The organism is Acinetobacter sp. YH12226, assembly GCF_013417805.1.
Classification (GTDB): Bacteria; Pseudomonadota; Gammaproteobacteria; order Pseudomonadales; family Moraxellaceae; genus Acinetobacter.
On the sequence record NZ_VPDG01000032.1, the window covers coordinates 1 to 12,102 of the forward strand.

At 38.9% G+C, this 12,102-nt stretch carries 8 protein-coding genes and 3 pseudogenes; 3 read left to right on the plus strand and 8 right to left on the minus strand.

The window, feature by feature from the left end; genetic code table 11:
- The first annotated feature begins 1 nt into the window (after window position 1).
- Window positions 2-670 carry an IS6 family transposase gene (locus tag FTV08_RS15310; RefSeq protein WP_228136337.1) on the plus strand — a complete coding sequence of 223 codons (669 nt, stop codon included), beginning with the start codon at window positions 2-4 and terminating at the stop codon, window positions 668-670.
- Between the two features lie 92 nt (window positions 671-762).
- Here FTV08_RS15310 and FTV08_RS15315 read toward each other — a convergent pair.
- Window positions 763-1,128 (minus strand): annotated as a pseudogene (locus tag FTV08_RS15315) (macro domain-containing protein); the annotation flags it as partial.
- Window positions 1,129-1,499: 371 nt separating this feature from the next.
- Between FTV08_RS15315 and FTV08_RS15320 the strand changes: the two are divergent.
- Window positions 1,500-1,928 carry a hypothetical protein gene (locus FTV08_RS15320; RefSeq protein ID WP_180087621.1) on the plus strand — a complete coding sequence of 143 codons (429 nt, stop codon included), beginning with the start codon at window positions 1,500-1,502 and terminating at the stop codon, window positions 1,926-1,928.
- 98 nt (window positions 1,929-2,026) lie between these two features.
- On the opposite strand, the gene FTV08_RS15325 is transcribed toward FTV08_RS15320, so the two are convergent.
- From FTV08_RS15325 to FTV08_RS15335, 3 genes are all read right to left on the minus strand, one after another.
- Window positions 2,027-4,492: a relaxase/mobilization nuclease domain-containing protein gene (locus FTV08_RS15325; RefSeq protein ID WP_180087622.1), complete on the minus strand. Its 2,466-nt coding sequence runs from the start codon at window positions 4,490-4,492 to the stop codon at window positions 2,027-2,029.
- The gene (gene mobC, locus FTV08_RS15330; RefSeq protein ID WP_180087623.1) at window positions 4,482-4,970 is read right to left on the minus strand and encodes a plasmid mobilization relaxosome protein MobC; all 489 of its coding nucleotides are present in this window, start codon (window positions 4,968-4,970) and stop codon (window positions 4,482-4,484) included. The genes FTV08_RS15325 and mobC overlap by 11 nt, the downstream gene beginning before the upstream one ends.
- A 399-nt stretch (window positions 4,971-5,369) precedes the next feature.
- Window positions 5,370-5,615, minus strand: coding sequence for a hypothetical protein (locus FTV08_RS15335; protein WP_180087624.1), 246 nt, complete (start codon window positions 5,613-5,615; stop codon window positions 5,370-5,372).
- Between the two features lie 149 nt (window positions 5,616-5,764).
- On the opposite strand from FTV08_RS15335, the gene FTV08_RS15340 reads away from it, so the two are divergent.
- Window positions 5,765-5,989, plus strand: a complete 225-nt coding sequence (locus FTV08_RS15340) for a helix-turn-helix transcriptional regulator (protein ID WP_180087625.1) — start codon at window positions 5,765-5,767, stop codon at window positions 5,987-5,989.
- An 83-nt stretch (window positions 5,990-6,072) separates the two neighbouring features.
- Here the strand turns inward: FTV08_RS15340 and FTV08_RS15345 are convergent, their stop codons facing one another.
- The 4 genes and pseudogenes from FTV08_RS15345 to FTV08_RS15355 all read right to left on the minus strand — a co-directional run bounded on the left by FTV08_RS15345 (window position 6,073) and on the right by FTV08_RS15355 (window position 11,875).
- On the minus strand, window positions 6,073-8,958 hold the full coding sequence (locus tag FTV08_RS15345) for a type I restriction endonuclease subunit R (protein ID WP_180087626.1): 2,886 nt from the start codon (window positions 8,956-8,958) through the stop codon (window positions 6,073-6,075).
- A gap of 128 nt (window positions 8,959-9,086) precedes the next feature.
- A pseudogene (locus FTV08_RS16410) lies at window positions 9,087-9,800 on the minus strand (restriction endonuclease subunit S); the annotation flags it as partial.
- A pseudogene (locus tag FTV08_RS16415) lies at window positions 9,795-10,301 on the minus strand (restriction endonuclease subunit S); the annotation flags it as partial. The pseudogenes FTV08_RS16410 and FTV08_RS16415, both read right to left, overlap by 6 nt.
- Window positions 10,301-11,875, minus strand: a complete 1,575-nt coding sequence (locus FTV08_RS15355) for a type I restriction-modification system subunit M (protein ID WP_180087628.1) — start codon at window positions 11,873-11,875, stop codon at window positions 10,301-10,303. The gene FTV08_RS15355 and the pseudogene FTV08_RS16415, both read right to left, overlap by 1 nt.
- Window positions 11,876-12,102: the final 227 nt, after the last annotated feature.

The window sequence follows — 12,102 nt, forward strand, 5'->3', positions numbered from 1 at the left end:
AATCATTCTTTGGGCTGTGCGCTGGTATTGTAAATATGGCATTAGCTATCGTGAACTGCAGGAAATGCTGGCCGAACGGGGTGTGAATGTTGATCACACGACTATTTACCGTTGGGTTCAACGTTATGCTCCTGAAATAGAAAAACGTTTACGCTGGTATTGGCGTAATCCTACAGATCTGAGCTCGTGGCATATTGATGAAACCTATGTAAAAGTGAATGGACGATGGTCTTATCTGTATCGTGCAGTCGATCAACGTGGCGATACCATTGATTTTTATCTTTCTTCTAGACGTAATACCAAATCAGCATATTGTTTTCTTGGAAAAATTTTAAATAATGTGAAGAAGTGGCAAATTCCACAAGTGATCAACACGGATAAAGCACCCACATATGGACGTGCTTTATCACGGTTAAAACGGGAAGGTAAATGTCCACCAGACCTTGAGCACAGGCAGATTAAGTATAAAAATAACGTGATTGAATGTGATCATGGCAAGCTAAAGCGGATCATCAGGGCCACATTAGGATTCAAATCTATGAAGACGGCTTATGCCACAATTAAAGGTATTGAAGTCATGCGTGCACTACGTAAAGGACAAGCATCGTCATTTTATTATGGTCAGCCTCAGGGTGAAGTGTGTCTAATCAACAGGGTTTTCGGTCTCTAAGTACTTTTTAAAGGAAACATCATCGACTCAAATCTCTATTTGCAACAGTGCCATATTTTTTTCATATGATTTAAAACCTGATATAAAAATTATTAAATAAAAATTTCAATTTTAGGATCTTCTATCCGCCCTAACATTTTCTTATATATTTCATAATTTACTACTTCATGGCATACAAAGAATATCTGTTGAATTTCATTATAAGAGGATAATTGAGAAAGGACTGTTCCTATAGCAATTTCTGCTGCTACTTGCTTAGGAAATGAGTACACTCCTGTAGCTATGTTAGGGAATGAAACAGTCTTAGCTTTAATCTCTTCGGCTTTCTTTAAGGCATTGGTATAAGTATCACAAAGCAATTGGCATTCACCTTTCTCTCCATTTAGCCATCTTGGTGGAACAGCATGGATAAGGAACTTAGCTGATAGATTTCCAGCGGTAGTAACTTCTGCTTGACCTGGGCTTTGTTGCATAAATACCTAAGAATATGATTTTATTAAATTTATTCTCAGGTTGAAATTTGCACAAACCTTTAAAAATCAGTACCTTGCAAAATGTTTATGCAACAAAGCCTAACAGTTGTATTACATTGTTCAAAGATTGTTTTTTATAGTGTGCATACCATTGTAAAACCCTTATGAATAAACACTTTAGCCATTAAAATCAATAACATAAAAAATATATCAGGGTTGGGAGAGATGTTGTTTAACACTTCCACCTACTATATAAGCCAAAAGCTGAGATTTTTCAAAATATCCCACTAATTATGAATGGCTTATAACTAGTTTATCTGTAAAATAAATTATAAGTACTACTACCTGGCAGATTGATGAAAATTTCACACAAGATAGCAATATGCTTATTAACTTTCCTACCAATTCAAATCTATGCAAAATCAACAATATGTAGTGTAACGAACAAAGAGTCTAGTCTGGTGGGTATTCAAGTAATTACTTGGGATGAACAAACAAAAGTTGCAAAGATCAAAGACGTTTTAGGTGATAATTACACTGGGGTAGTTACATATACTAGAGATCATAATGCAGGATATACTAGAGATCATAATACAGAGAAAAAGACAAATATTTATATCAAATTTAGTAAGCCTTATTATGGCTCGGATGCGGCTGAGTTTATAGTTTTTCCTGATCTCCAAAATGGATTTAGAGTTATAGGCGTAGCTTATATTTTAAGAAATAATAAACAATTATTAAATGTATTTATGGGAAATAATCCTGCCACATGTGAAAGCATATAAAGTAAATGTTAGAGTGCTTCTGATAAGAATTTAGCTCAAATTTAACCTGACAGGTACAATAAAAAATTGGTAACTGTCAGATCAGGTTTGAGTACACTTTAAAAGTTCAAGTCAAAGTCTTGTTTCGGATTTGACTTTGGTTTGAGGTCAAGGTCTAAGCTTTGATCTGAAACTAACTCGTTACTTTGAGGCGTGATTTTAGGTTTTGACGATTTGACAGCTTCAATTGTTGCTTTGATCTCTTCAAAGGTATCTAAACTTGCTCGGTAATCAGATCTTTGGGTTTTTAAATGCACATTTTGAGACTCTAAAACCGCATCACATTCCAAATATTTGAGCATTCTTTCATCATTTTTTATGATTTTTTCTATTAGCTCATAGTCACTTCGGTACAGCATATTTCTTGCCTGATTCACGTAATCTTTTAGTTTTTCTGACTTTCGCTTAATTATATGAATAACATCAAGTTTTCTACCATTTTGATAAGCGTAGTCCTGCTGTGCTGAAAATTCCTTATGCGAAGATGTGTACTGTCGGTAATAAATGTCATAACGTAGAGTCTCAAAATCAGTTGCAGGCTTTGGCTTTGGACGTATTTTCCTGATTTCTGTTGCTAGTCGGTCAAGTTCTTGACCAAAGTCGTTACATTCCCCAATCCTGTCTTTAAGTCGCTTAGCGAGGTACTCATCTCCCCAATTTCTTTGCTGTAATCTTTCGGAACAGGCATCTGCGACACCTTCAAGAGAGCTGTCTTTAGCTGCGTCTTTTCCTCTTTCAGCTCCGTTTGCACAATATTTTTTAGCATATTCACTAAGTCCTGCTCTTCTGAGACCTTCATCCATAACTTTTGATATTGAGTGCTGAAATTGGCTATTAATTTCTGCTGAAAATCTGCTGAAAAATTTCCGTGTTCTAGCTGTGAAATTTCCGATTTCATCTGAGAAATCAAATCCTTTCTTACCCTGTTCTCTTCCTCTAAGTCGCTGATTTTGTTGTTCAAGTCTTGCTCTAGTTTCTTGTATAAATTCAAGGTGGTCTTTAACGAACTGATTTCCTGCATCAATGATGCGTTTTGTTCCACTAATAATTCGTTTTGTTGATTCAATAATTCGTTTTGCTGCGCTAGGTACTGATCTATTTCTGTCTTCATTGTTTATCTCCGTAAAGTGTTTAGTTAATTGATTTGGCTTTGTATTGACTGCGAGTTTTGCAGGATCATTTCTTTCTGTGCGCTGATTGTTTTTAAGTTCGTAACGGACAGATAACTTGTGAACAAGCTGATTAAAAGCATCAGCACTCCAAACGCTGTACTCGCCCAAGTCAGGTGCTGGGCTTGCTGAGCCCCCAGCAACGACTGAATTTCCGTTTCTATTATTTCGCTTTGACAATCCTTGATCGCTTGCCTCACTTGGTCTAGGACTTGGGCTTGAATCATCTTCTGATCTATTGAAATGCTGCTGATTGCTTGGTCGATTTTGGCCTGTAGCGCTTGAACTGAAACAGAAACTTCTTGGATTTTCGATAAATCTGTATTTGAGATTATCTTTTGAGTTGCATCTAATTGCGCTAGATAGCTCGCTATTGCTTCTGTCAGAGCTTGGAAGTTCAGGTTGTTCAAGGTCGATTCCATGGCTATGATTTTGCTCTGTAAGCCGTTCAATAGGGTAACGCTCGCGATTATAGGTAGCTCGCTCTGTTCGACTAAGATCAAGAAGTTCGTCAGCTGCTCTGATAGCTGCTCTAAGCTCAGCTTCATTTGTTTCACTTTCTGCTGCTCTTTGTATGCGCTCTCTATAAGCTCCAAGTTCGAAGTTTTCATCGTAAAATGCCCCTTTCATCCGATGTCTTGAATCATTGTTAAGTACCACTGTTACGTGTTTGCCATTGGTTACTTCCTTCACTCCATCTAGTTGCCTAAGTACCCGAATGATGTCAGAGCGGTCTTGGATTTCAGTTCCTAGAAGACTTCGGATGTGGTTGTCGATTACGTGGCGGAGTTGGTTTTTTTTCAAATGCTCAAAATTAGGCAGTAGTTTTTCTGCCTGACTGTTGATTTTGGCTACATGATTGGGTTCTTGTGTGAACTTGGCCAACAAGATGTCGTCAGGACGTGACCATCCTTTCTCAAGGTTTAATTTGTCTCTTAATGGATCGAAATGATGGTGATGCAACGGTGGTGCGATGTTGAGTGACTTACCACTAACTAAGTCCATGCGTGGCACTAAAACGTGAATATGTTTAGATCCATCATCATCAGTATGCAGTACAGCAAAAAGGTGATACTGAGACTTGTGCAGACCTGCAAAAGCATGGTCTTCAAACTTGTCTAAAACCTCGCGGATTTCCTCTGGAGTTGGATTGTCATCTTTGGACCAGGCGATGACCCCTGAGGTGTATTTCCACTCATGTGGGTTTGCGCTACAAGCATGGTTAAAAGTGTGGGCATCACCTCTTAGCACTTCAACGCCAGCACGTAAATTCCCTTTATGGTCATACTCGTCTAGTACATAGGCTGAAGCAAAACTAGCATCCCCTTTACCATGGTCTAAAAACTTAATATGCACTTTCGCTCTCCCCAACTAAATCCAGTGAAGATAATTGCTTCTGAAGTCGATCAGGTGGCTGTTTGGTGATTTTGGGTAAGGCTGGGGATAGCTCAGCTAGGTCGGTCTGAATACTCTTTAGAACTTGAAGACACTCAAAAATATTAACCTGTCGCTGTTCAGCAGGGTCAGCATTTTTAAGAACATTCAGACCTCTAGCGATTTGGTTGATATTATTGCCGATTCTAGAAAGCTCTAGCAGAAGCGCAGGGTCGGTATGCTGATACCGCTTGACGATCTCAAGCACAGTTTTAGTTCGCACCTTAATCGGCGGTTCTTGGTCATGTGGGCGTTGAACAGTCACAGCATCCTTCATTACTTCACGCTGAATCAAGCCGTGAATAAAGTCCGTGAATGTCACTTGTTCTAGTTTTAAGTAGGTTTCGAGTTGTTCTAGTTGTAGATCAGTTAGCCTGAAAATCTTTTTTTTGGTTCTCATCCGATTCCCCTATTGAAAGGCTTTTGCTTTTAGCTCAACTGCGTTGAGCTTGCCCATCTTCGATGGGCGGGAGGTCTTAGGAGGGATACCCTCCTGACAAGCCCCGATATAGAAATCCGAAGGATTTGTATATACGGGTAGGCTTGCTTTTTGCATTTCGGATTCCTGAACGGACCAAAATTCATTAAGGATGATGGTATGACGAAGAGTTTTTTAGTTGTAAAAAAAAAGCTAAAAGTTCATGAAAATGGTTTATGTTTTATGTGTATTTGTCTCAGTAATAATTTTTATAAAGTGAATCTAAGACTTTCATTGTTCTGTTTTTTATGGGTTGAATTTTTCCTCTTTTATAGCGTTACTTTGATTGCAAGCTACAAAAGAGGAAAGATGATTCATCAATTAATAGTCAAAGTTAAAGAAATTTTCTGGGAAACAAGACAGGAATGCTTTTTTAACATCACTGTATTCACCTTCTGGATGTTCCTCTAAATAACGTCGAGTCCAAATTAGCGTGGCCTCATAATCGTTAAAACTCTGATCTAGTTGTAAAAAAATCCAGAGGTCATGTGCTTTTTGAATGAAAAAGTCATTAATGATCATCAGTGCAATTTTCTTTTCAGTGTTTGAATTAGGATATGAGTACATCGTATGTTTCTCCTATAGAGATGATAAATAGATTAGTTGATAAGCTATTTATAACACATAAAAAATGTGTTTGTCACATTTTTTATGTGTTTTTTGTAATTTTATTGTCTGTGTTATACTTCTAATCCAAATAAATTGTATTTATCACCATGCCGTACGAAGAATTTCAAAGACTTATGGGAAAAGCAGGTCTTTCAATTAAGGAATTTGCGACTTTATTGGATATGAACCCAAATTCCATAACTAACTATAAAAAGATCGGAAAAGTGCCTACTCATATCGCTGTTTTGATTTATTTACTTTCTAACATGAAAGATGAGGGTGTAGACTTTTATCCAATTTTTGAAAAAGTTAAATCGTATTCAAAAGAGTAAAACTCTCGTTTTTTAATTGTTTTAAGCTGTGAGTGATGATGTAAAAAATGCCTGAAGTTCAGGCATTTTTTATTTTGAGGTACTTATAAACCTCGATAGAATTTTTCAATAAAGTTCCGAGTTTTGAGAACCAGGGTATTCATCATGGTATTCCGTTCTGAGATCTTAGGACGAGTAATCGGTAAGTCTTTGACATCTTCACGGCTAGGTAGGCGTTTAGTGTATTCATATTGACTAAGCACCGTTTTAAATACCTCAGGCTTGATGGCTTCTTTTTGACACAGTTCGTCCAAGGCCTTTTCTTTTTCCACATCCCAAAACTGAGCAAAGGCCTCTTCAACACTTTGACCATTGGCCATGCGTGGAATGTTTTCATCCAGGAACTTTTGAATCAGCTCTTGTTTGTCATACAAGTTGTGATTGGTCGAAATGATATCTTGCACCTGGGAACGATACTGCTGTTTCTTTTCAGGATCTTTATGATTGACCACCGATTGCAGTAAATTCAGGATATAACCGACATTCACGGTATCGCGGTGGATCAGTTCCAGTTGGAAATTGACGTCATTGAGGACCGATACTTTGTCTTTAGGCTGGATCACACGGACATTGTTGTACAGATATTTGTACTGTGAGGTATGTTTCTGGAATTCTGCTTTGTTTAAATCGGTATCGTCCTGGTCATACTCTACAAAGTTTTCTAATTGTGCATTGATCCGCATTACCTCACGGAAGGCTTTGACGTATTCCAATTGCTGTTCTTCAGTTTCTAGCGTATGGGGGACTTGATCAGGATCTGGGGCAATACTGAGTAAATGGGCAACCGCAGCATTGTATTTTTCTTTAATGCTGTCGAAACTTGGGATCAAGACAATTTTTTCTGCTTCATCCTTGTTTGAGAATAAGGTGAGGGCTTGGTCCGTGGCTTGTTTCAGGTTACGGAAGCACAGGATATTACCGAACGGTTTGTCTGCGTTCAGAATACGGTTGGTGCGTGAAAAGGCCTGAATGAGGCCATGATATTTAAGGTTCTTGTCGACATACAGGGTGTTGAGTGGTTTTGAGTCAAAACCGGTCAGGAACATATTTACCACGAGCAAAATATCGATTTCTTTTTTACGGACTCGATTGGCAATATCACGATAATAAGCGTAGAACTCATCGCCTGAGTTGTAGTTCTGGCCAAATTTGGCATTGTATTCAGCAATGTATTGATCGAGCTTATCTCGATTGGATTGGCTGATCCGGGTCGGGAGATCCGCAGACTCTTCTTCAATTAAACCACTGTGATCTTCGACCTTGAGTTCTTCATTGGCTGCAAAGGAAAAAATCGTTGCAATGGTCAATGGCGTATAAATCCCACCTTGTTCTTCGGCTTGCTGCTGTTTTTCCTGCTGTACTTTTTTGAACAATTCGTAGTACTGGGTCAGGACTTCAACGGAACTGACACAGAACATCGCTGTGAAGGTTTTATTTTTGGTTTTGATATGGTGATTATCCAGGATATATCGGGTAATCATTTCGAGACGGGCAGGGTTATCAAACAGCTCTTTGGTATCAATTCCTTCTACATCTTCTTCATAGCTGTCGCTGTTTTCGATGCCGTTGCTGGTGTATTTGCCCAGATAGGCAATCTGGAAGGGTAAGACGTTACCATCACGAATAGCATCCGTAATCACGTATTTATGCAGGCATTCGTCAAATAGGGCATTGGTGGTGACTGCTTTTGAGTCAATTTTCAGTTGGCTATTTTTCTCAAAAATAGGCGTTCCGGTAAAACCAAACATTTGCGCCTGATTAAAGAAGCGTTTGATATTGCGATGGGTATCGCCAAATTGGCTACGGTGACATTCATCAAAAATGATCACCACTTTTTTGTCTTTGAGATAGCTAATCTGATCGCTATAACGATCAGAACTAATCGCAATATTGAGCTTTTGTAAGGTGGTGACAATCAGTTTGTCATGTTTCTGGCCCAATTGAGTGACCAGGGTGCCTGTATTCTTGGTGGTATCGACACTGTCTTTTTTGAAGGCATTGAACTCACGCACCGTTTGGGTATCCAAGTCGCTGCGATCCACCACGAACAGGACCTTTTCCACTTCAGGCAAGCGCATGATGAGTTGGCTGGCTTTGAAAGAGGTGAGGGTTTTACCCGAGCCTGTGGTGTGCCAGATATAGCCATTTTGCGCTGAATGTTGCACACGTTGAATAATCTGCTGCACCGCATAGATTTGGTAGGGGCGCAGCACCATCAAACGCTTTTCAACTTCCAGGATCACCATGTATTCAGTCAGCATTTGGGTGATGTGCTGATGGTTTAAAAAGGTTTCAGCAAAGGTCTCGATTTTATGGATATGCTTGTTGTCAAAATCTGCCCAAGGGAAGGTAAATTCGAAATTGCTGGTGCCGGTTGAATAGTAATGGGTGTGGTCACGATTACTGATCACAAACAGTTGGATGTAATTAAACAGACCTGCTCCGCTACCATAAGCAGCTTTGGCATAGCGTTGGGTTTGGTTAAAGGCTTCAGGAAGCTCGACACCTGCGCGTTTTAGCTCGATTTGGACTAAAGGTAGGCCATTGATCAGCAAGGTGACATCAAAGCGACTTGTGTGACCGTTACTCGTACTGTGATCAATGGCAATCTGATTGGTCACTTGGTAGATGTTTTTCGTAGGATCTGCGAATAAAAAATCAATGTGGCGTGTAGATCCATCATCAAAGTTCACAGGAAAGCGATTACGCAGGACCTTGGCACAGTTGAAGCTGTTCCCTGCTTTGAGATGATTCAGGACTTGTGCCCATTCATGTTCAGAAAAAGAAGTGATGCCATTGGCACGTTCAACTTGAATTTTTAGATTGCTCAGCAGCTGATTTTCATCTTTGAGATCAACCTGGTGATAGCCCAGGTTTTTGAGCTGTTCAATGAGTTCATTTTCAAGTTGAGCTTCGCTTTGTACAGACATCTCTTTCTCTAATTTTTTATTCAATTACGGTGATCTAAGTGAAATCCATCTGATTGAAAGTTGAAACATACTCTGATGTTTTACCCTCAAAACTTTCAATCAGATGGTTGGATTTGCTTGATAGATATTTAAACAAACATTTGCTGTAAAAGCCCTTTTTTCCAAAGCTTGGCTTGTTCTAACTGCTCTGAAACAACATCAATTTTTTGGTCGATGGCAGATAAGAAATTAGCGATTTTTGTTTGTTCTTCGAGGCAAGGAATAAGTATTTCTATTGAAGATAAATCTGAACTATTAATCGCAGGGTAACTTGTACCTGTACAACGATTCATAACTTCATCTAAGAACGTCTTTTCATGTAAAGCATAGTAGATAAATTTAGAATCCAATTTTGTACGGATTTGAGCATAGCCTGTTGAGGCAACATACTCACCACTTAAGTTGAAGTAATAATTATTCTGCTGATAAGGACGAACCATTTGAAACAGTACATCGCCTTTAGCTAATAATCTTTGTGCTCGACTTGGTGCATCCTGTAGCGCAATATTTTTTTGAAGTAATAGTCGCCCTTTTTCAACGCTTTCCAAATCAATATAAATAAAATTTTCAGGTAATTTTTTAGCTTTAGGATTAATTTCTACTACATTTTTAAGTTCCTTTTCTTCCCACTCCATAAACTCACGATCATCATCCGCTTTAAAACGAATCTGCTGACTAAACAGCTTTTGCATCATGCCTTGTTTATATTGGCCCAGAAGGTGGAGTTTTTGGGAAAGCTGACTAATCTTTTCATCCACTGCTGAAAGGAAAGTGGCTATTTTGGTTTGTTCTGCTTTGAATGGAGTTTGCAAAGTTACATCTAATAAAATTTTCTGAGAAATATTGGTCTGTGACTTAGCTAAACCTGATGTTTTTGATTGCAGTTGATTCTGACATTTGGACGATGAAAGGCTAATACCTAAAAAATTAGGATCATTATCTTTATCACTTTTTATCCGAATCAATTTGTCTGAAATTAAAAGCTTTTTTCTCACGTTATTTGGTACAACTGATACAACGCCAACGCGTTCAGTAGGACCCGCTCGAGTAACTAAAATATCATAAGGTTTAACTTCAATTTCAGGTCGTGGCTCAAGGTGGTCTGGAAGCTTTTTATTGGCATTCTCTTGAAAACCACTCCAATCAACTGATGTAGTTTTTAATACTCCCCACTGAGAAGAATTCGCAGGATAACTCTCACATTGGGGGCTCCATCCTGAATCTATGGATTCAATACAATTCTTTAAATTAACCGTATTCCAATCCTTATCAAACTCTTTAAATCTTAGCTTTGGTGCAGTCATTACTTCACCTCCGCAAAAGGTGAATCGATGCCAAGTTCTTTACAGAATTCAGCAATCACTTTGTCGGTATTTTGGTTTTGTTGTTCAAGTTTTTTGAGTTGCTGTGCAATGGCATTCAGATCGATTTCATCTTCAGCTTCAAAGGTATCGACATAGCGAGGAATATTGAGGTTGTAATCGTTATCTTTGACTTCTTGCAGCGTAGCAACCTTGGCATATTTCTCAATATCTTGACGCTGTTCAAAAGCTGCAATGATCTTATCGAGATGCTCAGGCAATAGCTTGTTTTGGTTTTTTTGTTTGTCGAAGTCATTGCTGGCATCAATGAATAGAATATTGCCTGTATGCTCACGGTTTTTCTTCAGCACCAAAATACAGGTTGGAATAGATGTGCCATAGAAGATGTTGGCAGGTAGTCCAATCACAGCATCAATGACATTCATCTTCTCAATCAAGTATTGACGAATCACGCCTTCACTTGAACCGCGGAACAACACACCATGCGGAAGTACAACGGCCATCGTGCCATTGTGATCGAGTTGATGAAGCATGTGCTGAACAAAAGCCATATCCGCTTTTGAACTTGGTGCAAGCTTACCAAAACGGCTAAAACGCTCGTCTTGCAAGAAGATTGGATCTGCTGACCATTTAGCTGAGAATGGAGGGTTAGCGACCACTGCTTCAAAACGTTGATCAATGTGCTGTGGGCGAGTGAGGGTATCTTCTTGTTTGATATCGAATTTGGCAAAGTGAACATCATGCAGAATCATGTTCATCCGTGCCAGGTTGTAGGTGGTACGGTTCATCTCTTGACCGTAAATCATATCGACATCTTGCACTTCACGTTTTACACGTAAAAGTAATGAGCCTGAACCACATGTCGGGTCATAGACTGAACGCAGACGTTGTTTGCCTTGAGTCACGATCTTTGCAAGCAAGGTGGATACGGTTTGCGGTGTATAGAATTCACCTGCTTTTTTACCTGCACCAGAGGCAAATTCACCAATCAAATATTCGTAGGCATCACCCAATACATCTGATTCTGAGTTACTCAGATCAAAATCAATATTGTCTAAATGCGTCAGTACTTTGCTGACCAGTTCATTACGGTCGTTGGCATTGTTGCCGAGTTTGGTTGAATTGAGGTCAAGATCTTCAAATAGATTGGCAAAGTCATCTTCAGATTCAGCACCTAAAGTACTGCGTTCGATTTCTCGCAAGGTATTTGAAAGCTCATCAAGAATAAACTCACCCTGACGACCACGTTCAGCAATTGTGTGGAACAGTTGTTTTGGTGCTAGGGCATAACCGACTTCTTCAACTGAGTTTTCTTTGATGCCGTCAATCAGTTCAGCGTGATCAGGGTTATTTTCATCAAGTTGATAGTATTTTTCTGCAAGGCCTTCATCTTTCAACAGTTCATTGGCAAAAGAAATCGCTTTTTCTGACAGGTATTTGTAGAAAATGAAGCCGAGAATGTAGTCACGGAACTCATCGGCTCCCATTTTTCCACGTAAGTCGTTTGCAATGTTCCAAAGATGTTTTTGTAGTTGTTGAAGTTGAACCTGGGTCATGAAGCAAGAATCTCTAGTAATACCTAAATTTACTTAAGTATAGCGAGTATCTGCTTATAAAAATTAGGTTTATTAGGTTATGAAAGTAGATAAATGATGATGTTATTCCTAAGTAGAAATGTCCTACCTAATAACCAAATAGAAATGTCCTATATGGACAATTCCAAGTCAAGCACAGGATTTAGATTTCGTTCTTTGATTGCTATTTTCTGTGCACGTCTGCTTGG